Source organism: Pedobacter sp. FW305-3-2-15-E-R2A2 (assembly GCF_038446955.1).
GTDB lineage: Bacteria > Bacteroidota > Bacteroidia > Sphingobacteriales > Sphingobacteriaceae > Pedobacter.
Map to the genome: position 1 here is coordinate 6621410 of NZ_CP151803.1, position 20743 is coordinate 6642152.

A 20743-nucleotide genomic window follows, 5' to 3' on the forward strand; every position below is an offset into this window, starting at 1 on the left:
AAGATCATGAAGGTTTCAGCAGCGTGTAATTGTTATTTACAAATTAGGAATCTTTCATCACTTATTGTTTTATCGCTGGCATTACTGCAATTGAATAATTATTGAATTAAAAATACTGTTCCAATTTAGCTAATTAGTAAACCATATTAACAAGAATAGCCGATAATTCTATCAAATCAACAAATTAAGCAGATACTACACCTTTCTCCATTTTCCGAAAATCAAATAAAAGCTAACTTTAAATACCTAAACAGGTAAATATCACCATAGATGTTTATCATCAGACAGCTAAATCCCCATGAATAAAAATATTTTCTTAGGTATAACCGGTCTTATATCTTACTTCTTCTTTTCCGGAACAGGTCTGCTACAGGCCCAGTCAACATCTGCAGATTTAAAAAACTGGCCAAAGAGCAGTTCTCCGAAAGAGATAGGAACCAGGGTGGCCGATCATTTTGTAGTTACGCCGCATACCAATTTTGGCAAGTCCACACCACCAAGGGTGATCACCTATCCCGAATCCTGTGCCTGGTACGGCGCATTGACCTTCGCTAAAGCCAGTGGAAATAAACAGCTAACGAAGAATCTTGCGGAACGTTTTGAACCCTTATTTGGAGTAGAATCAAAGATGATCCCAGTGCCTGATCATGTGGATTATTGTGTTTTTGGTTCCGTACCTCTGGAATTATATCTCCAGACAAAGGATAAAAAATACCTCGACCTTGGGATTTCTATCGCTGAGAAACAATGGGGACCACCCGAAGGGCCGCGTGTAAAGGAGGAATCGCATGAGTTTTATAAACAGGGTTATACCTGGCAAACGAGGTTGTGGATTGATGATATGTATATGATTACTGCATTACAGGCACAGGCATTCCGCGCAACGGGAAATCAAAAATACATTGATCAGGCAGCAAAAGAAATGGTGTTTTATTTAGATCAGCTTCAAAAACCCAACGGCTTATTTTACCATGCTCCGGATGTTCCTTTCTATTGGGGCAGAGGAGATGGATGGATGGCTGCAGGGATGGCAGAGCTATTGAGTTCCATGCCGAAAAAGAATCCAAACAGGGAGCGGATCATGAAAGGTTATACAGATATGATGGCCTCTCTACTCAAATATCAGGGAAAGAATGGTATGTGGAACCAACTCATTGACGATCCTGAAGCATGGCCGGAAACTTCTGCAACGGGAATGTTTACTTTCGCCATGATTACCGGTGTTAAAAACGGATGGCTGGATAAAGAGGTTTATGGCAAAGCCGCCAGGAATGGCTGGTTAGGGCTCGTTTCTTATATCAACGAAAACGCGGAAGTTACTGACGTATGTGAAGGGACAAATAAGAAGAACGACCGTCAATATTACCTGGACCGGAAGCGCAATACCGGCGACCTACATGGACAAGCGCCAATTCTATGGTGCGCAACGGCATTATTGCGTTAAACCAACCGCAAGCATCTTATAAAATTGACAAGCCAATACTATGATAAAGAAACTAATGATCATTCCGTTACTCAGTGCCGGAATTTTCTGCTCCTTATATGCTTTTAAAAATAATCCTTCCGCAGGCAGACAGATTCATCCGCCAAAAACAGATGCCGATAACGCAGGCTTAAAACTCCCTTCCGGATTTGGAGCCTTAGTGGTGGCCGATAGCATTGGCAAAGCCAGACATATTGTGGTGACCAAAGAAGGGAACCTCTATGTAAAGCTCGCGAAACCTGTTAAAGAGAAAGGCATCATTTACCTGCAGGATAAAAATAACGACGGCCGGATGGACGAGCAAAGTGGCTTTGGAAATTACGGCGGAACCGGCCTTTACCTAAAAGACAACCTATTGTATGCTTCTTCAAATGACGAAGTTTTCAGTTATCAATTGAACGAAAAAAATGAGGTGTTGGATCAGAATAATCCAGCAAAGCTGATCACTAAATTAAAAAAAGGAAGGCAGCATGATACCAAGTCAATTGTTTTAGACAATTCAGGTAATATATATGTCAACATTGGTGCATATTCCAATTCTTGTCAGCATAAAGACCGAACGCCTGGTTCTCCCGGGATTAAGGGTTGCCCGATATTAGATTCTGCCGGAGGGATATGGCAGTTCAAAGCGAACAAGCTCAACCAAAGCTATGGCGATGGCGTTCGTTATGCTACAGGTATAAGAAATGTGGTAGGTTTAGACTGGAATCAACAAAACAACACTTTATTTGTCATGCAACATGGCCGTGATCAGCTCAATGGTCTTTGGCCGGATCTTTATGACGAAAAAACATCCGCCCTGCTTCCTGCAGAATGCCTGTATATGATCAAAAAAGGAGACAATGCCGGATGGCCATATGTCTATTATGACCAGTATCAAAAGAAAAACATACAAGCACCTGAATATGGAGGCGATGGTAAAAAAGAAGGCAGCAAGGAATATATCAATCCGGCATTAGCTTTTCCCGGTCATCTTGCTCCCAACGGACTGCTATTCTATACCGGAAATCAGTTTCCTGAGAAATACAGGAATGGTGCTTTTATCGCTTTTCATGGTTCCTGGAACCGGACTCCCGAAAAACAGGAAGGATTTTACGTCGTCTTTGCCCCATTTAAAGATGGAATACCGACTGGAGAGTGGGAAATATTTGCTGATGGCTTTGCCGGAACAGATCAGATAATGTCGCCCCGGGATGCCAAACATCGCCCTTGCGGACTGGCACAGGGACCAGATGGTTCTCTTTATGTAACTGATGATGTTAAAGGCACGGTATACCGGATTTTATATAACGGAAAATAAGATATCATGAAGAAGTTCCTCCTAACCGTTCTGTTCGTACTTCCTTTCGCTTTATTTACGCAAGCTCAAAAAGTAAAAAAAGCGATATCAACTCCCAATGTTGCAAGAGATCAACTGTTGGAAGGGAAAAAGGTCTATTCGAAATTTTGCGCTTCCTGTCACCAGTCAGATGGTGGAGGTGTACCCAATCTCAACCCTCCTTTAAGTAAAACTATATATGTGCTTGGAGATAAAAGCAGGCTGATCAAAATTATTCTCAATGGTTCCAATGAAAGCCTGGAAATTGATGGGGAAACCTATTCCAATCCCATGCCGCAACTGGACATCCTCAAGGATCAGGAAATTGCAGACGTGCTGACCTATATCCGAAATAGCTTTGGCAATAAAGCCGCTGCGATTACTGCTCCGGAAGTAAAAGCCCTGCGATCAAAGATAAAGTAACTGATTAAAGGATAAATTTGTTCAGGATGGCATCCATAAGTTAATACTGAGGTTATTTTTGATGATTTAATAAAAAAGCCCAGGCTACCGAAGCTATCATCAGTACCTGAGCAATTTTACGGAATGGAATTATCCTTTTACATCTGCCATGGAAGCGCCAAAATTAAGGTGCAATACATTCCCTGATGAGGTAAGCAAAGCCGGCACGGATTTTACGCCTGCTTTTTCAGCTTCTTCAATCCGGTTACTTGTTTCTCCAAGATGAACTACCTCTACTTTGTCTTCGCCAATAAGGGCTATAATTTCCTGCTCTGCACTTAAACATACAGGGCAGCCTGCGTGATAAAAAATTGATTTTGCCATTTTATTAAAGTTTAAATGATAAATCTGCTTATGTTAATAATTAGGACAAAGTTTATAAAAACTGATCTGTCATAAATCATCCAGTTTTTAATAAAACTGATGGTCCAGATATGATCCTTAGAAAGAATACAAGGGAAAATAATCACAACAGGGACAAAACTTAGCTCAGCCTCATTAAACCACATTTCTTCTGCTAAAATCAAGTATAAGATACGCTAATTGCTGTATTGATTCCATCTCTAGTCTACAGTAAGGCCGCGCTGAGTCCAGGTTTTAGCAGTAAAAGCCGGACGTATGCTGTATTGACCCTTGAGTTTGCCTGGATTCAGTTAAATCCTTCCCAATCAATGGTCCAGCTTAACATGAAAAATACACAAGAAAAGGCCGGTTAAAGTAACAAATAGCGTTTTTATATGTTTATTTGTAATTAAATACCAACCTAAACCTGCTTTTTATTGTTATACTGCAGGATAGTCGTTATTTATTAACAAAATCTGCTTTAAACTTAAATTCCTTGACGAACCAACTGGCTTATATCAAGATCATGCGCCCGGCAAATCTGGTGACCTCTGTTGCTGATGTCCTTGCTGGTGTAGCCATTTCAGGTTATTTTTTAACGACAGAATTTGAGATCCAACATCTATTCCCCATTCTGCTGCTTTGTATTTCTACGATAGGTTTATACAGTGGAGGGGTTATTTTTAACGACGTATTCGATGCCGAAAGAGATGTAAAAGACCGGCCAGACCGCCCTATTCCCAGCGGGAGCATCAGCAAAAAAGATGCTGCTGTATTTGGCGGAATCTGTTTTACCATCGGCATTATGACAGCAGCAATGGTTAACCTGACCGCTTTGGCCCTTGCCAGTCTGATTATGATTGCAGCACTCACTTACGATAAATGGTCTAAGCACATGACCGTCACCGGCCCGATCAATATGGGCCTCTGTCGCGGGTTGAACCTGCTTTTAGGGGTAAGCATATTTTCTCGCTACCCGGAAATATGGTGGCTGGTGATTGCAACCATTCCCATCGTATACATTGCCTCGCTGACCATCATCAACAGAAGAAAAGGAAATGAAAAAAGTAAAGGGACACTTTATCTTGCTGCATTCCTTTATGCTTTTGTCATTGCCTGTATCCTCTTCATTGCGCATAGCAAAGGATTCTTCCTGCTTACCATTGTCTTTGTGATTCCTTTCTATCTGATGATTTTCAATCCCCTGTTTAAAACACTCGATGATCCCATTGGAAAGAACATCGGAAAATCGGTAAAAGCAGGAGTAATTGCGCTAATCCTATTGAATGCCGCCTGGGCCAGCGCCTTTGGCATCTGGTACATTGCAGTGATCATTGTCGCTTTACTCCCGCTGTCCTTATGGTTAAACAAAACTTTTACCGTTAATTAACCGGTACCAGTCTATATACAATGCCCGGAGATTCTACCGCAATGTAGATGAAGCCATCTGGTGCCATCCTCACATCTCTGAGCCTTCCGATATTCTTAAAAAGAATTTCTTCTTTCACCACTTTATTATTTTTCAACACACTTCTGTTCAGGTATTCGAAACGTAAAGAACCGGTAAGCAGGTTTCCTTCCCATCCCTTATAACGGCTTCCCGTAACAAAGGCCATCCCACTGGGTCCTATTGAAGGAATCCAATAATGTAAAGGTGCGGTGATCCCCTCTTTTTCGGAAACATTGCTGATGATCTTTCCATTATAATTGATCCCATAAGTCGCGATTGGCCAACCGTAATTTTTACCCGGCTGAATGATATTGATTTCATCTCCTCCTCTTGGACCATGCTCATTCTCCCATATGGCACCCGTTTGAGGGTGAATGGTCATTCCCTGAGGATTGCGGTTTCCATAAGTGAAAATAGAAGGCTCAGCACCGTCGGTTTTTACAAAAGGATTATCGGAAGGAATGCTTCCATCGCTTTTTATCCGGTGGATCTTTCCAAGGTCATTGCCCTTGATCTCCTGAGGATTTTGTTTTTCATTTCCCCGCTCCCCGACAGCAATATACAAATAGCCGTCTTTGCCAAACTGCATTCGGGAACCATAATGATGTTGGGTTCTGGACCAGGGCTTGGCGACAAAAATATCCTGCTGATCCTTTAATTCATTCCCTTCCAGTTTTGCTTTCAGGATTGCAGTCGTGGCCAACACCTTCCCATCTTCGGTTTTAAATTTAGAGTACGACAGGTAAATAAACTTATTGCTGGCAAAAGCAGGATCAAGGACCACATCCATCAACCCTCCCTGCCCTTTTGCCAGGACCTCCGGAACTCCACTGATGGATTGCAAAGACTGATCTTTTTTCACTTTGTAGAATTTGCCATTGCGATCCGTGACCAGCAACTCATCGCCAGGCAGAAAGGCCATTCCCCATGGAATATCCAGCCCTTTTGCAACCGTATCCAGGCGAATGGTCAGTTCTTCTGTTTTAAAAATATTGCTGACAGGTTTCTTTCCTGCACCATACCGGTCGACATTTTTTATTCCTTTAATGATGTAATCTGAAAGTTCTCTGATCTCTTTATCCGTAAATGTCGAATCAAAGGCAGGCATTCCTTCATTCGCATATCCATTCTTTATCGCTTTAAAAAGATCCTCTTTTGTATTTCCATGTTTCCATTGGCGGTCCACAAAAGCATCCATCTTTTCCCCATGACAACCACCGCAATAATTCCGATAGTTCAGTGCTGCTTTTTCTTCCAGGAAATGATTGCCATTAACAGCCATTGGTTTTGACTGCCGTACAGCCGTTTTGTCTTCAGGACTCAAAATTGAAGTCAATACTCCGCCAATGACCAGCGCCCCGCCAAGATACTTTATCATAAGAAATTTAGTTTAGGTGTTTAAAGCTGTAAAATAGCATAAAAATGTGAATAAATCAGGTCAGGATCTACCCGTATGGTTAAGTAATCTGATCAAAAATGTTAAGCGAAGATGATCAATCCGCGTAGGGTAACATCTTAAGCATCATTGCCTTTATTTTCATCTCAAAAAATTATTTTTAATCTTCAATCTTGTTACATTTGAACATACACACAAACCAACACAATGGATTCAAGAAGATCATTTTTAAAAAAGGCAGCCTTGCTATCCGGGGCCGCCGGACTCCCTAATGTTATTCCAATGTCTATCCAAAAGGCGATGGCCATCAGTGCCGACCCGGGATCTACATTTTATGACGCCGAACATGTTGTTTTTCTGATGCAGGAAAACAGGTCTTTTGACCATATGTTTGGAAAGTTAAAGGGTGTCCGTGGCTTTAATGACCCCCGAACCTTTACCCTTCCTGACCAGAACAAGGTATGGCTTCAGAAAGACGCGGAAGGAAAAACATTTGCCCCTTTTCATGTCGACATCAATAAGACTAAAATCACCTGGCAAGGTGGCCTTCCACATTCCTGGTCTGATCAGCTCGCAGCGCGTAACAATGGAAATTACGACAAATGGGTGCCGGTAAAATCACATATGTGCCTCGGTTATTACGACCGTACCGATGTGCCTTTTTACTATGCCATGGCTGATGCCTTCACCATATGTGACCATAACTTTTGCTCTTCCTTAACCGGAACGACCCCTAACCGCTTATTTTTCTGGAGTGGAACAATCCGCCCGGAACAAAACGGGACCTCTGTTGCTGCGGTTAATAACTCTCAGGCAGAATCCCGTGAGAATGCCTATGTAGATTGGGAAACTTTCCCTGAATTGCTGGAGGACAACGATGTCAGCTGGAAAATCTACCAGAACGAGATCTGGACCGCCGATTTAAAGGGAGATACTGTGGACGATTGGTTGGGAAATTATGGCGACAATGCGATCGAATATGTAAAACGCTATAACGTTAAACTCTCTGCATACTTTAGGAAAAACGGAGATCAATCGAGCAAGCCCGCATTAACTGCTGCAGAAGTAACAGAAAAATACAACAAGCTAACAGATCGCGAGAAAAACCTGATCGACAAAGCCTTTGCAACCAATATCAATGCCCCTGAAAATTACCTGGAGCTCGCTCCGTTTTCATTTACTGATGATCAGGGAAAACAGCAAACCATAAACATCCCTAAAAACGATATTTTCCACCAGTTCCGCTCTGATGTAGACAATGGAAAGCTGCCTACCGTATCCTGGCTGGTTGCTCCACAAAGATTCTCTGACCATACGAGCTCTCCATTATACGGCACCTGGTATGTTTCTGAAGCCATAGACATCCTGACCAAAAACCCGGAAGTATGGAAGAAAACGATTTTCATCCTGACTTATGATGAGAATGATGGTTATTTTGACCACATTCCTCCTTATGTCGTTCCTAAGCCCGGAGATGCTTCCACAGGAAAAGTCTCTGATAAGATTGATATTGCGGCTGATTACGAATCGAAAAAAGGCAGTCCAATTGGACTCGGATACCGCGTACCCATGTTGGTCGCTTCTCCATGGAGTAAAGGCGGGTATGTAAATTCCCAGGTATTTGACCATACGTCCTGCCTGATGTTTCTGGAAAATTTCCTGGGTAAAAAGACCGGCAAAAAGATCAAAAGCAGTACGATCAGCAGTTGGAGAAGGAGCATCTGCGGAGACCTGACCTCTGTATTCAGGCCTGCCAAAGCAGATCAGTCCAATCCGGTTAGCCCCTTAAAAAGAGAGGCTGTGATTACGGGAATCCAGAATGCCAAAAACAAACCTGCTCAGGTAAAACCTGATCCTCTAACACCAGAACAGATTAAACAAATCAATACCCATCCGGCTTTTGATCCTAATTCTCCTTCAGCCATGCCGCAGCAGGAAAAAGGAACACGCCCTGCTTGTGCACTTCCTTATCAGCCCTTTGCAGAAGCAGCACTAAATGCTGCAACACAGACCATTCAGGTTGACTTTGAATCTGGAAAAGGAAACTTTGGACAGAAGCTGGTTCCTGTAGGGACTCCATTCCTAATGTACAGTCCTGCGCTTTATCAGGGAAAACCAGGAAAAACATGGTCCTATGCCCTCAGCGCCGGCGATAAGATCGGCGATACGCTGAAACTGGCAGATTTTGAAAAAGAGCATTATCATTTGTGTATCAGTGGTCCGAATGGATTTTTCCGTCAGTTTAAAGGAAACAAAAATGATCCTGCATTGAAAATCCGTTGTGAATATGAAGCTTCGGGAATGCTGACAAAAAAATTAACCGGGAACGTTCAGTTGATCCTTGAAAATGAAGGGACAAAAGAACTACAGCTTACCCTTAAGGACAATACTTACGAAAAGAATAAAACAAAGGACATCACCTTATCTGCCAAAGGTAAGGTGAAGATCATTATTGATTTGCAGAAAAGCGCTTCCTGGTATGACTTTAGCCTTCAGATCAAGGGTTACGAGGCATTTAGTAAACAATATGCAGGCCATGTAGAAACCGGCGAAGAAGGAATCACAGACCCATATATGGGCGGAGTATTATAAAATAACGGAAGATCTGTTCCTTGCGCGGAAGGAAAACATTGCGGTGTTTTTCTTCCGCGTTCTTTTTTTGAAAACACCTGTTATTCTATTGTTCCTTCTTCCTGTTGTTCCGGATCGAGCTCCACATTCCCATCTTTATCTTTTTTAGCAAAGAATACCGGATATAGAAATAGCAATGCCCCGGTTACAAATAAAAGCCCTGCGAATTCCAACATATAAATGCTCGATTCCAGGTGCTTTACATCCATCACTTTATAAGCAATAAGTGCAATGATGCCTAATACAATGGCCATCACCGCTTTCTGAAGTTTCAATACTTTTATCATCACAGGAGGTCATTAAAGGATTAACAATTAAGCAACAAAAACCACTCCAAATCTATTTTTTTTCCTATTTTACGATCCTGATTTATAATAAAATCTGGATTGCAAAGGTCATCGTCAAGATGATGATGATAAGACTACAATTTTTAATTCAAAAAACGTAACTTTGCATCCTTAATTTTTTGGAGATACTTGATTGATGTATAGGGAATTTAAACAACTGGAACTAGCTAAAATAGGAAAAGAGATACTTGATTTTTGGAAAGCGGAAAACATCTTTGAGAAGAGCATTTCTACACGTTCAAAATCGAACCCATTTACTTTTTATGAAGGCCCGCCTTCCGCAAATGGAATGCCTGGGATTCACCACGTAATGGCACGTGCCATTAAAGATATTTTTTGCCGGTATAAAACTTTAAAAGGTTTTCAGGTAAAACGCAAAGGCGGATGGGATACACATGGGTTACCTATCGAGCTGGCAGTAGAGAAAAAGTTAGGCATTACAAAAGAAGATATCGGAAAGAAGATTTCCGTTGAAGAATACAATACAGCCTGTCGTGAGGAGGTAATGAAATACACTGACGTATGGGACGACCTTACGGAGAAAATGGGCTATTGGGTAGATCTGGAGAACCCGTATGTCACTTATGAAAATGAGTACATCGAGTCGTTATGGTCGATCTTAAAGTCGTTTTACAACAAGGGTCTTTTGTACAAAGGTTATACGGTACAGCCTTATTCCCCTGCCGCAGGAACAGGATTGAGCTCTCATGAGCTGAACCAGCCGGGCACGTATAAGATGCTGAAAGATACTTCGATCACTGCTCAGTTTTTTCTTAAAAAGGATCAGGAACATCCATTGATGGGCCAGCTTTTTGAAAATGAAAAAGAAGAAACAGCGATCATCGCCTGGACAACCACACCATGGACCTTACCTTCTAACTGTGCTTTAGCAGTTGGAGATAAGATCACTTATGTGAAAATCAAAACTTTCAACCCTTATACCTTCCTGCCAGTCAGCGTAGTATTGGCGAAAGACCTGGTACCGAAACATTTCAAAGCAGATGCGAAAGACCTTTCTTTTGAAGACTATAAAGGGGGTGACAAATTAATCCCATGGACCGTAGCTGCCGAGTTTAAAGGTAAAGACCTGGTAGGCCTGCACTATCATCAGCTAATGGCTTATGTGACGAATGAGGACCTGGAAAAAAATGCTTTCCGCGTTATTCCTGGTGATTTTGTAACCACAGAAGATGGTACGGGTATCGTGCATACTGCTTCGATCTTTGGTGCAGACGATTTTCGTGTAGCCAAAGAGAACGGTGTTCCTTCGGTATTGGTCAAAGACGAAAATGGTAACGAAGCTCCTTTGGTGGATAAACAAGGGAAATTTGTTACTGAAGTGACTGATTTTGCCGGTCGCTATGTAAAAGAAGAATACTATTCAGACGAAGAGCGCACAGCTGCTGATTTTAAACCTACAGATGTGCTCATCGCCATCAAATTAAAAGAAGACAACAAAGCATTCGACGTTAAAAAATATGAACACAGTTATCCACATTGCTGGAGAACTGATAAGCCGATCCTTTATTATCCTTTAGACAGCTGGTTTATCAAAACCACTGCGGTAAAAGAGAAAATGGTGGCTTTAAACAAAACCATCAACTGGAAACCCGAAGCAACCGGAACAGGACGCTTTGGCAACTGGCTGGAGAACCTGGTAGACTGGAACCTATCCCGTTCCCGCTATTGGGGTACTCCCCTTCCGATCTGGCGTACCGCTGATGGTCAGGAAGAGAAATGTATCGGATCAATTGAAGAACTGAATGCAGAGATTCAAAAATCTGTAACTGCAGGTTTTATGGAAGCCGGTTTTGAGTTGAAAGACATGCACCGTCCTTATGTGGATGATGTGATCTTGACCTCTTCTACGGGAGAAAGAATGATCCGTGAGCTAGATCTGATTGACGTCTGGTTTGACAGTGGTGCGATGCCTTACGCACAATGGCATTTCCCTTTTGAAAATAAAGAGGAGTTTGAAAATGCGTATCCTGCAGATTTCATTGCTGAAGGTGTAGATCAGACCCGTGGCTGGTTCTTTACTTTACATGCCATTGCGGTGATGTTAAGTGAATCCAGCGAGGAGATTAAAGCCATCAATGAAAGAGTGGGCAATCCCGGAGTTGCGTTTAAAAATGTAGTTTCCAATGGATTAGTACTGGATAAGAACGGCAACAAAATGTCTAAACGTTTAGGCAATGGAGTTGATCCTTTTTCTACGATAGATACTTACAGTGCAGATGCCACCCGTTGGTATATGATCAGTAATGCTTCTCCATGGGACAACCTTAAATTTAACCTGGATGGTATCGATGAGGTACGCCGTAAGTTTTTCGGAACGCTTTACAATACCTATTCCTTCTTTGCATTATATGCGAATATCGACAAGTTTGTCATCGACGAACACAATGAAACACCGGTAGCGGAACGCAGTGAACTGGACAGGTGGATCTTGTCTTTATTAGAGACGCTAATCGCAGAGGTAGATGAGAGTTATAAGGCTTATGAGCCAACTAAGGCTTCAAGGGCAATTCAAGCATTCGTAGACGAGCATTTAAGCAACTGGTACATCCGTTTATCCCGCCGCCGTTTCTGGAAGGGAGAGATGACAGCAGATAAAAAAGCAGCTTATGAGACGTTGTATACGTGTCTGACAAGTATCGCACAGATCATGTCACCGGTAGCACCATTCTTTGCGGATTGGTTATTCCAGAATTTATCTGTCGCAGATCATAATAATACGGTTGAATCTGTACATTTAACGTTATGGAAAGAAGCGGATATTTCATTGATCGACAAGGAACTGAATGAGCGTATGGAACTGGCACAAAACATTTCTTCAATGGTGCTTTCTTTACGTAAGAAAAGCAGCATCAATGTTCGTCAGCCATTGGCAAAAATCTTAGTTCCGGTACTGGATCAGAAATTTGCAACGCAGGTGGAACTGGTAAAAGAGCTGATTCTTTCGGAAACCAATATCAAGGATATCGAATATATCACTGATGCTGCGGGATTCATTAAGAAAAAGATCAAACCAAACTTTAAGGCTTTAGGTCCGAAAGTAGGCAAGGATATGAAATTGGTAGCCGAGGTGATCAATAACCTGAGTCAGGAAGAACTTGCGGGATTTGAAGCTGCAGGAGAATATCAGATTCCGGGAACGGCATACGTTGTTCAGCTGGCTGATGTGGAGATCATTGCGGAAGACATTCCGGGATGGCAGGTCACCAATTTAGGAAATCTAACTGTAGCATTGGATGTTACGATTACAGATGAGCTAAAACAGGAAGGTTTATCGCGCGAGCTGATCAATAGAATCCAAAATCTGAGAAAGGAATTGAATTTTGAGGTTACCGATAGGATTACCGTCTCTTTACAAAACGATAATTTGATCGCAAATGCAGTAGCACAAAATAAAACATACATTTGTTCGGAAATCTTAGCGGATAAAATTAATTTAATAGATAATTTAGAGAATGGAAACAAAATCGTAATCGACGATGTTGAACTACATATTTCGATAGCAAAACAATAATTATTATGGAAAAAGCTGCAAAAACAAGGTATTCTGATAGTGAACTTCAAGAGTTTAAAGAATTAATTCAGGAAAAATTACGTATGGCCAGAGAAGAATTTCTTTCTCTAACCAGCTCATTAAGTAGCCCCAACTCTAACGGAACTGAAGATACCTCAGGAACATATAAGACTTTGGAAGATGGTTCTGCTACTTTAGAAAAAGAACAATTGAACCAACTGGCTGCCCGTCAGAAAAAGTTCATTGAGAATCTCGAAGCTGCATTGGTACGTATCGAAAATAAAACTTACGGTATTTGCCGTGAAACAGGTAAACTGATCCAAAAAGAACGTCTTCGTGCAGTTCCGCATGCGACGTTAAGCATGGAAGCTAAAATGAAGCAAAGCTAATGAAGGGATATACAAAACCTTTACTGATTATCTTTTTTGTTTTGCTGGCAGACCAGGTATTAAAGACCTGGATTAAAACCAATATGTACCTTGGTCAGGAGTTTAAGATCATCGGCAATTGGTTTATTATTCATTTCACGGAAAACAATGGAATGGCTTTCGGCCTTGAGTTTGGCGGAGAGTTCGGTAAACTGTCTCTTTCTTTATTCAGAATAGCGGCAGTAGCAGGAATTGGGTATGCATTACATTATCTGATTCAGAAAAAATACCACAGGGGCTTGATCCTGAATGTGGCATTGATTTTTTCCGGTGCAGTGGGCAATATCATTGACTCTGTACTGTATGGAAAGATCTACGGATACGAGAGCTGGTTTCATGGTCGGGTAGTAGACATGTTTTACTTTCCGATCCTGCAGGGTAATTTCCCATCATGGGTACCCATCTGGGGAGGCGAAGATTTTATCTTCTTCAGACCTGTTTTTAACATCGCTGATGCAGCGATCTCTGTTGGGGTGGTCATCATCCTGATCTACCAGAAAACTTACTTTAAGGAAGAGGTAAAAGAAGAGATCGGTCCAAATAACGAGATCGTCGAAGACTAAGGATCACTGAAAAAAACAACAGTCCGTAAAGTGTTTGCTTTGCGGACTTTTTTATTTACAGTCAAAATTTCATAACTATTTTTCGCAGAAAATAACCCTAATAATGAAGCAGTTAAGAAATAATCTGTAAATTGTTATGCCTGGAATATGGAATTGGACTGATATTTACATCTTCTTATCAAATACACAAAAGAAAAATCAACATTATGAAAAAGTTATTTGCCCTTGCCTTTGTTGCCTTATTTAGTTTAAGTGCCATGGCTCAACAAGTAGATCTGAGAAAAAAGATAAGTGTTAGCGGATCTGCAGAAACGGAAGTTACTCCGGATATCATTTATATCAGCATCTCTTTAAAAGAATATTTAAAAGACAACAACAGCAAGAAAAAAGTAGAAATCACTACCCTGGAAAGTCAGCTGTATAAAGCGATTCAGGATGCAGGTATCGCAAAAGAAAACTTAACCATCAACAATGTATCTGGTTATAGCATTGCAGAGAAAAAGAAAAATCCTGACTTCTTAGTAAGCAAACAATACCGCTTAAAAGTAACTGACCTGAACAAATGGAATGAGCTGATCGGTTCAGTAGACCCAAAAGGTGTGGCTTATACCAATATCGATAGCTATGACTACTCTAAGATCGAAGCCTTAAAAAAAGAGCTTAAAATCAAAGCACTTCAGGCAGCGAAAGCAAAAGCAGCTTATTTAGTAGAAGCATTGGGCAATCAATTGGGAAGCATCATCGACATTCAGGAATTAAACAACGAGTCTTACCCTCAGCCAATGTACCGTGCAAACGTAATGATGATGAAAGCGGAAAGTGCAGATGCAATGGGCGGAGCAGCTCCGGAAATTGATTTCAAGAAAATCAAATTGAATTACACAATGAATACTGTGTTTGAGATCAAATAATACTGGCCGTAAGAATATACAGTTTACAGGTTGAACAGTCCTTAAAAGCGAATCAACATCAAAAATATATTCTTCAGTTATACTGCTTAAACATAGCTAAAAAGCGATTATTAGCGCTTTAAGATTGCCTAAAAAAAGCCTACCAATATTTTTTGGTAGGTTTTTTGTTATTTACAAGGAAATCACAAAACCTAATCACATGAAAAAATTCATTTACTCACTGGCCTTAATTTTTATGTTAGGCGTTAGCGCGAACACCGTTCTTGCCGCAGACAAGTCTGAAAAGAATAAAACGGAGATGACTGTTGAACAACAGGCGCAATTAAAAAGAATCACAGAACGGGTAGAAGAAATCAGGTCAATGGATAAATCAGATTTATCCAGAGCAGAGAAAAAAGAACTTCGTAAAGAGCTGAGAGAGTTAAAAAAACAATCTAAAGCATTAGGAGGAGGAGTTTATCTTTCTGTTGGAGCCATCATCATCATCATCCTATTGTTGATCTTAATCTTATAATATTCTCATCTACCGATGAATAAAAAAACCTTCTCCGTAATGGAGAAGGTTTTTTTATGGATGAATAGCTGGTAAGCCCTTAGTCGATATATTCGAATCCGGTATATTTTACCAGAACTTCCGGAATTTTAATTCCTTTATCCGTCTGGTTATTTTCCAGGATAGAAGCCACAATACGTGGTAAAGCCAAAGCACTTCCGTTTAAGGTATGCGCCAGCTGTGTTTTTCCGGTTGCCCCTTTGAACCTTAATTTCAAACGGTTACTTTGGTAAGTCTCGAAGTTGGAAACTGAAGATACTTCTAACCAACGTTGCTGTGCAGCACTCCATACTTCCATATCATAAGTTTTAGCAGATGTGAATCCCATATCACCACCACACAGACTCAAAACTCTGTAATGAAGGCCAAGATCCTTTAATAAGGATTGTACATAGCTGCTCATTTGTTCTAAAACATCATAAGATGTTTCGGGATGAACTACCTGTACCAATTCCACCTTATCAAACTGGTGCAAACGGTTCAAGCCACGTACATGCGCCCCATAAGAACCTGCCTCGCGACGGAAACATGGAGTATATGCGGTGTTTTTAACCGGAAGTTCTTCTTCTTTCAGGATCACATCACGGTATAAATTCGTTACCGGAACTTCAGCTGTAGGAATCAGGTATAAATTGTCTACTCCTGCATGGTACATCTGACCTTCTTTATCCGGTAACTGACCAGTACCAAAGCCTGAAGCTTCATTTACCAGGTGAGGAACCTGCATCTCTCTGTAGCCCGCATCTATTGCGCGATCCAAAAAGAAATTGATCAATGCCCTTTGTAAACGTGCTCCTTTTCCTTTATACACAGGAAAACCTGCGCCGGCAATTTTAGTACCCAGTTCAAAATCTATGATGTCATACTTAGCAGTCAGCTCCCAGTGTGGCACAGCGTTTTCGCCCAATACTGCAGGCTCACCATGTACCAATACCACTTCGTTTTCCTCTGGTGTAGCTCCCGTTGGTACGGATTCATGAGGCAGGTTAGGCAACTGTACAATCAATTGGTGCAATTTATCCTCCGCTTCAGTCAGTACATCAGAAAGGTTTTTGATCTGCTCTTTGTTTGCTGTAGTTTCCGATTTCAATACATCCGCTTCCTCTTTTTTACCATTACGCATCAGCTCACCAATTTGTTTAGCACTGGAATTTGCGATAGCGGAAAGGGAGTCCAAGGAGGTTTGAGCTTGTCTACGCTCTTCATCAATTTTAATAATTTCATCCACCAATTCAGGCTGTTTGAAATTACGGACAGACAGTCGTTCTAAAACTTTCTCTCTATTTTCGCGGATATAGTTAACTTGCAACATTATTTTATTTTTTAAACAAAGATAATAACTTAACTCGTCATTGCGAGCCCCTTTGGCATCGCATCGCGAAAAAAATAACTATGGAAGGCAAACTATTTCTTGTTCCCACGCCAATAGGCAACCTTGAGGATATGACCTTCAGGGCGATAAGAATCTTAAAAGAGGCCGATGTGATTCTGGCTGAAGATACCCGTACCAGTGCCCCGATGCTGAAACATTTCGGCATTGATAAAAAGGCCTATTCACATCATCAGCACAATGAGCATCAGGCAACCTCAGAAATCATTAAGTTTCTAAAAGAAGGAAAAAATGTAGCACTGATCTCCGATGCAGGTACTCCGGCCATTTCTGATCCTGGATTCTTCCTGGTGAGGGAAGCGATCAAGAATGACCTGGCGGTAGAGTGTTTACCAGGGGCAACCGCTTTTGTTCCGGCACTGGTGAACTCCGGACTTCCATCGGATTCCTTTATATTTGAAGGCTTTCTGCCGGTAAAAAAAGGCAGACAAACACGTTTTAAAAAACTGGCAGAGGAAGACCGCACCATTATCTTATATGAAAGTCCACACCGCTTATTGAAAACCCTGGAAGAGTTTGCGGAATATTGCGGAGAAGACCGTCAGGCTTCGGTAAGCAGGGAGCTGACAAAAATGTATGAGGAGACCGTGAGGGGTACATTGCTGGAGATAAAAACACATTTTGAAAACAACATATTAAAAGGAGAATTCGTGATTTGTATTGCGGGAAAAACGGAAGTAAAGAAGTCCAAATACGAAAAAGATAAATAGGTTCAATTTTTGATAGTATTATAAAAAAGCATTAACATGATATTAATAGATAGATTTTTAAGTGACGAACAAGATCCTAAGGCTGTTGAAAAAGTATTGGGAAAACTAAATGATATGCTCAGTGCAAATGAAGAACTGATTTATATGGCGGTACAAAAAAGACCTGCTGTAAATCTGCTTCCAACCTGCATCGCGGTAAGTAACAAACGTATTTTCTATTGTGAACCGGGCAACTTCGGAATCACGATGAACTTTAAAGACATCTCCTGGAAAACAATCAAAGAGATCTCTTTTAAAGAAGAGATTTTTGGTTCTAAATTCATCTGTGTACCTACACATGGAGAAAACATCATCACCGAATACATTCCTAAAGTACAGGCCCGTAAATTATACCAGGCCGCTCATGAACAACTGGAAGAATTTAAAGAACAACAGCGCCAGATCGAGCTGGAAGAAAGACGTTCGTCGACTTCTCCGGTAACTGTAAACACCATTCCTGAGCCTAAGGTAGTGGAAGAGCCGGCAGCGTTCATCCCTCCTGCCCCTTTAGCACCGCCTGCTCCGGTAGAAGAACCTGAAGATGAAACCACCATCAAATTGAGGAAACTGAAAACATTGTACGATAAGCAACTGATTACCCTTGAGGAATACGAGGCTAAAAAAGCAGATGTACTAGACAATTTCTAATTCAAAAAGCAGCACGATAATATCCCCAATGAATTTAAAAAACACGACGCTCCTGGCCCTGTCAAGCGCTTTCTTAATGTGGCTGGCATGGCCACCTATTCCCTATACTGCCCCTCTTTTGCTGATTGGTATGGTTCCTTTACTCATCGCCATCAAACAAACCAGCAGCAGCGAAAAAGAGAAAAAAGGAAAACGTGTTTTTTTAACCGCAGGATTAACATTCCTCGTATGGAATACCGCCTGTATTTATTGGGTTTATAATGCGATCAGTGCTTATAATAACGCATTTGTTGCCTTTCTGATCTCCCTTATTCCTTACGGACTGGGTGCATTGCTGATGACCTTCGCCTTTTGGCTGTATTACCGTTTAAGCCGGTATGCTTCTAAATGGATGGCCTATGCCGGGCTCATCAGCTTCTGGATCAGCATGGAATACCTGCACCAGACCTGGGACCTTGCCTTTCCATGGATGACCTTAGGAAATGGTTTTGCGGCAAGCCATCAATTGATACAATGGTATGAATATACCGGAATTTACGGTGGCTCCTTATGGATTCTAATCAGCAATATCCTCGCCTTTGAAGCTTACCAGGCTTTCAAAATTCAAAAAGGATACCTGAAATTCAGGCCCCTGATTATACTGGGACTGGTGATCTTAATACCAATTACCGCCTCATTGATCAGATATTCCGGTTATGAAGAGAAAGTAGTTCCGGTAAATGTGGTCACCGTACAACCAAACATCGATCCTTATCAGAAACTGGGCGGGATTTCTTCACAGGAACAGATCCGTACCTTAACCCGGCTCTCAGATTCCATCGGACAGCCCAATACAGAATATTTCATCTGGCCGGAAACGGCGATCCCGAACTATAGCGATGAAGAACGTGTGAGAAGTAATCCTGACTTTATACAGCTTCAGGATTTCCTTTCCAAGTATAAAAACGGAACATTGATTACCGGAATTGAGAGCATCAAACGCTACAATGACCTGCAAACCATCAGTGCGAAGTTTGATGAGAACAGCGGGGTCTATTATGATAATTTCAACACCGCCATGCAGGTGGAAAACTCTGCAAACGTACAGTTCTACCATAAATCAAAACTGGTTCCGGGTGTAGAGAAAATGCCTTTCCCGAATGCTTTAGCTTTTTTAAAGCCGGTGTTTGCGCAATTGGGCGGCACGGTTAGTGGATGGGGATGGCAGGAGAACCCAGCGGTCATGTATGCGCAAAGCGGTATCGGTGTGGCTCCTGTAATCTGTTATGAATCGCTATGGGGCGACTGGATCGGTAAATCGGTAAAGGAAGGCGCTCAGTTCATCGCTATCATCACGAATGATGGCTGGTGGGGAAATACGTCAGGAAAAGACCAGCACCTCTTATACGCAAAATTAAGAGCTATAGAAACCAGAAGATGGGTAGTCCGTTCGGCTAACACCGGAATCTCCGGTTTTATCGACCAAAAAGGAGATCTGGTAAAGCAAAGCAAATGGTGGGTACCTACTGCCTTAAAAGCAGACATCAACCTGAACAGTGACCTTACTTTTTACGTAGAAAACGGAGATCTTATTGCGAAATTATTCTCGCTTACAGCCTTGTTATTCGCCCTGATCATTCCTTATAAAAAATGGGTTAAAAAGACGCCCTAAAAATCGCTAACTTTAGGTTGAGGCTTATCTCTTATGAAATACTTCAGCATTACTCCTTCTCCAAAACTTGCCGGACTGGTACGTTGTTTTTGGGTATTGGAAATGGACAGCTTTTCCGGAACACCTTATATTCACCGGACCATGGCGGATGGATGTGTGGAAATGGTTTTTCATTATCAGGGTGTTTTCGATGAACTGCTAAGCAATGATCAGCAAATAACCTCCTTCTCTTCCGGAATATCGGGTCCTTCACAACAATTCAGGCGATTTTCAATTGATCAACGCTTTGGCATATTTGGGGTATACCTCTATCCTTTTGCCATGTCTGAATTGTTCGACATTCCCTGTCTTGCACTGACGAATGAAATGATAGACATGACCACAATTCTCGGTACAGCGGGCAAAGAACTGGAAGAAAAGATGATGCTCGCTTCCGGCAACCAGGCCAGAGTTGCCATCATCAGTCAGTTTCTGGAATCGAAGCTTGCCCGGCGCAAAACAAAGCACCATGGAATTTCGGAAACCATCCGGCAAATCATCGACACTGATGGAAGCAGCAACGTAAAACGCCTGGCAGACGACAGCTTTTTATCCATGCGTCAGTTTCAGCGCAATTTTAAAGAATATGCAGGTTTTAGCCCTAAATTATTTACCAGGATCATCCGGTTTCAAACTGCCTTAAGGAAATATCCCGAGAAGGAATCCCTTTCCTTAACAGACATTGCGTACAACTGCGGCTATTATGACCAATCGCACTTTATCCACGACTTTAAAGAATTCTCCGGGCATCATCCAGGCACTTATTTTTCCGGAAACGCGGAAGGAACAAAATGGATCACCGCATAAAGAATGTCGTGTTTTTCCAATTTACCGCAATGATCTGCACCTA

18 protein-coding genes are annotated in these 20743 nt (G+C 41.6%); 14 read left to right on the forward strand and 4 right to left on the reverse strand.

Translation table 11 applies throughout. The features are described from left to right. Nucleotides 1-298 precede the first annotated feature (298 nt). From AAFF35_RS26885 to AAFF35_RS26895, 3 genes are read left to right on the forward strand one after another with little or no spacing between them, the layout of a single operon-like run. The gene (locus AAFF35_RS26885) at nucleotides 299-1444 is read left to right on the forward strand and encodes a glycoside hydrolase family 88 protein (protein ID WP_342329560.1); all 1146 of its coding nucleotides are present in this window, start codon (nucleotides 299-301) and stop codon (nucleotides 1442-1444) included. Between the two features lie 40 nt (nucleotides 1445-1484). Beyond that, nucleotides 1485-2783: a PQQ-dependent sugar dehydrogenase gene (locus AAFF35_RS26890; RefSeq protein ID WP_342329561.1), complete on the forward strand. Its 1299-nt coding sequence runs from the start codon at nucleotides 1485-1487 to the stop codon at nucleotides 2781-2783. A 6-nt stretch (nucleotides 2784-2789) separates the two neighbouring features. Continuing rightward, on the forward strand, nucleotides 2790-3224 hold the full coding sequence (locus AAFF35_RS26895) for a cytochrome c (protein ID WP_342329562.1): 435 nt from the start codon (nucleotides 2790-2792) through the stop codon (nucleotides 3222-3224). A 129-nt stretch (nucleotides 3225-3353) separates the two neighbouring features. Here the strand turns inward: AAFF35_RS26895 and AAFF35_RS26900 are convergent, their stop codons facing one another. Beyond that, nucleotides 3354-3587: a thioredoxin family protein gene (locus AAFF35_RS26900; RefSeq protein WP_342329563.1), complete on the reverse strand. Its 234-nt coding sequence runs from the start codon at nucleotides 3585-3587 to the stop codon at nucleotides 3354-3356. 514 nt (nucleotides 3588-4101) lie between these two features. Here AAFF35_RS26900 and eboC point away from each other — a divergent pair. Continuing rightward, nucleotides 4102-4995: a UbiA-like protein EboC gene (gene eboC, locus AAFF35_RS26905; RefSeq protein ID WP_342329564.1), complete on the forward strand. Its 894-nt coding sequence runs from the start codon at nucleotides 4102-4104 to the stop codon at nucleotides 4993-4995. Here eboC and AAFF35_RS26910 read toward each other — a convergent pair. Then, nucleotides 4988-6433, reverse strand: a complete 1446-nt coding sequence (locus AAFF35_RS26910) for a PQQ-dependent sugar dehydrogenase (protein ID WP_342329565.1) — start codon at nucleotides 6431-6433, stop codon at nucleotides 4988-4990. The genes eboC and AAFF35_RS26910 overlap by 8 nt on opposite strands. 225 nt (nucleotides 6434-6658) lie before the next feature. Between AAFF35_RS26910 and AAFF35_RS26915 the strand changes: the two genes are divergently transcribed. Then, nucleotides 6659-9043, forward strand: coding sequence for a phospholipase C, phosphocholine-specific (locus AAFF35_RS26915; protein ID WP_342329566.1), 2385 nt, complete (start codon nucleotides 6659-6661; stop codon nucleotides 9041-9043). Between the two features lie 80 nt (nucleotides 9044-9123). Here AAFF35_RS26915 and AAFF35_RS26920 read toward each other — a convergent pair whose 3' ends face one another. Continuing rightward, a complete protein-coding gene (locus AAFF35_RS26920) occupies nucleotides 9124-9369 on the reverse strand; it encodes an isoleucyl-tRNA synthetase (RefSeq protein ID WP_342329567.1) in 246 nt (81 codons plus the stop codon). A gap of 196 nt (nucleotides 9370-9565) precedes the next feature. Here AAFF35_RS26920 and ileS point away from each other — a divergent pair, with 196 nt between their 5' ends. The 5 genes from ileS to AAFF35_RS26945 all read left to right on the forward strand — a co-directional run bounded on the left by ileS (nucleotide 9566) and on the right by AAFF35_RS26945 (nucleotide 15377). After that, the gene (ileS, locus tag AAFF35_RS26925; protein ID WP_342329568.1) at nucleotides 9566-12961 is read left to right on the forward strand and encodes an isoleucine--tRNA ligase; all 3396 of its coding nucleotides are present in this window, start codon (nucleotides 9566-9568) and stop codon (nucleotides 12959-12961) included. A 5-nt stretch (nucleotides 12962-12966) separates the two neighbouring features. Continuing rightward, a complete protein-coding gene (locus AAFF35_RS26930) occupies nucleotides 12967-13350 on the forward strand; it encodes a TraR/DksA C4-type zinc finger protein (RefSeq protein WP_074612970.1) in 384 nt (127 codons plus the stop codon). Further along, entirely contained in the window at nucleotides 13350-13952 is a 603-nt protein-coding gene (locus AAFF35_RS26935) for a lipoprotein signal peptidase (RefSeq protein ID WP_342329569.1), read from the forward strand. Before AAFF35_RS26930 ends, AAFF35_RS26935 begins: the two co-directional genes overlap by 1 nt. A 206-nt stretch (nucleotides 13953-14158) precedes the next feature. Continuing rightward, on the forward strand, nucleotides 14159-14863 hold the full coding sequence (locus AAFF35_RS26940) for an SIMPL domain-containing protein (RefSeq protein WP_342329570.1): 705 nt from the start codon (nucleotides 14159-14161) through the stop codon (nucleotides 14861-14863). 199 nt (nucleotides 14864-15062) lie between these two features. Then, on the forward strand, nucleotides 15063-15377 hold the full coding sequence (locus tag AAFF35_RS26945) for a hypothetical protein (RefSeq protein ID WP_074612973.1): 315 nt from the start codon (nucleotides 15063-15065) through the stop codon (nucleotides 15375-15377). 79 nt (nucleotides 15378-15456) lie between these two features. Here the strand turns inward: AAFF35_RS26945 and serS are convergent, their stop codons facing one another. Then, a complete protein-coding gene (gene serS, locus AAFF35_RS26950) occupies nucleotides 15457-16728 on the reverse strand; it encodes a serine--tRNA ligase (protein WP_342329571.1) in 1272 nt (423 codons plus the stop codon). 80 nt (nucleotides 16729-16808) lie between these two features. Here serS and rsmI point away from each other — a divergent pair, with 80 nt between their 5' ends. Genes rsmI through AAFF35_RS26970 form a run of 4 tightly spaced genes read left to right on the forward strand, consistent with a single transcriptional unit; the run spans nucleotide 16809 to nucleotide 20700 of the window. Then, a complete protein-coding gene (gene rsmI, locus AAFF35_RS26955) occupies nucleotides 16809-17516 on the forward strand; it encodes a 16S rRNA (cytidine(1402)-2'-O)-methyltransferase (RefSeq protein ID WP_342329572.1) in 708 nt (235 codons plus the stop codon). Between the two features lie 36 nt (nucleotides 17517-17552). Next, a complete protein-coding gene (locus AAFF35_RS26960) occupies nucleotides 17553-18203 on the forward strand; it encodes a PH domain-containing protein (protein WP_342329573.1) in 651 nt (216 codons plus the stop codon). A gap of 28 nt (nucleotides 18204-18231) precedes the next feature. Next, the gene (gene lnt, locus AAFF35_RS26965; protein ID WP_342329574.1) at nucleotides 18232-19854 is read left to right on the forward strand and encodes an apolipoprotein N-acyltransferase; all 1623 of its coding nucleotides are present in this window, start codon (nucleotides 18232-18234) and stop codon (nucleotides 19852-19854) included. A gap of 33 nt (nucleotides 19855-19887) precedes the next feature. Beyond that, complete coding sequence (locus AAFF35_RS26970; protein ID WP_342329575.1) at nucleotides 19888-20700, forward strand: helix-turn-helix domain-containing protein; 813 nt, start codon at nucleotides 19888-19890, stop codon at nucleotides 20698-20700. The last annotated feature ends 43 nt before the right edge of the window (nucleotides 20701-20743 follow it).

Coding starts and splice junctions, on each gene's coding strand:
- AAFF35_RS26940 (WP_342329570.1), top strand. CDS start 14,159: ATGAAAAAGTTATTTGCCCTTGCCTTTGTTGCCTTATTTAGTTTAAGT.
- AAFF35_RS26910 (WP_342329565.1), bottom strand. CDS start 6,433: ATGATAAAGTATCTTGGCGGGGCGCTGGTCATTGGCGGAGTATTGACT.
- AAFF35_RS26920 (WP_342329567.1), bottom strand. CDS start 9,369: ATGATAAAAGTATTGAAACTTCAGAAAGCGGTGATGGCCATTGTATTA.
- AAFF35_RS26960 (WP_342329573.1), top strand. CDS start 17,553: ATGATATTAATAGATAGATTTTTAAGTGACGAACAAGATCCTAAGGCT.
- AAFF35_RS26895 (WP_342329562.1), top strand. CDS start 2,790: ATGAAGAAGTTCCTCCTAACCGTTCTGTTCGTACTTCCTTTCGCTTTA.
- AAFF35_RS26890 (WP_342329561.1), top strand. CDS start 1,485: ATGATAAAGAAACTAATGATCATTCCGTTACTCAGTGCCGGAATTTTC.
- ileS (WP_342329568.1), top strand. CDS start 9,566: ATGTATAGGGAATTTAAACAACTGGAACTAGCTAAAATAGGAAAAGAG.
- serS (WP_342329571.1), bottom strand. CDS start 16,728: ATGTTGCAAGTTAACTATATCCGCGAAAATAGAGAGAAAGTTTTAGAA.
- lnt (WP_342329574.1), top strand. CDS start 18,232: ATGAATTTAAAAAACACGACGCTCCTGGCCCTGTCAAGCGCTTTCTTA.
- AAFF35_RS26970 (WP_342329575.1), top strand. CDS start 19,888: ATGAAATACTTCAGCATTACTCCTTCTCCAAAACTTGCCGGACTGGTA.
- AAFF35_RS26915 (WP_342329566.1), top strand. CDS start 6,659: ATGGATTCAAGAAGATCATTTTTAAAAAAGGCAGCCTTGCTATCCGGG.
- AAFF35_RS26935 (WP_342329569.1), top strand. CDS start 13,350: ATGAAGGGATATACAAAACCTTTACTGATTATCTTTTTTGTTTTGCTG.
- rsmI (WP_342329572.1), top strand. CDS start 16,809: ATGGAAGGCAAACTATTTCTTGTTCCCACGCCAATAGGCAACCTTGAG.
- AAFF35_RS26930 (WP_074612970.1), top strand. CDS start 12,967: ATGGAAAAAGCTGCAAAAACAAGGTATTCTGATAGTGAACTTCAAGAG.
- AAFF35_RS26945 (WP_074612973.1), top strand. CDS start 15,063: ATGAAAAAATTCATTTACTCACTGGCCTTAATTTTTATGTTAGGCGTT.
- AAFF35_RS26885 (WP_342329560.1), top strand. CDS start 299: ATGAATAAAAATATTTTCTTAGGTATAACCGGTCTTATATCTTACTTC.
- AAFF35_RS26900 (WP_342329563.1), bottom strand. CDS start 3,587: ATGGCAAAATCAATTTTTTATCACGCAGGCTGCCCTGTATGTTTAAGT.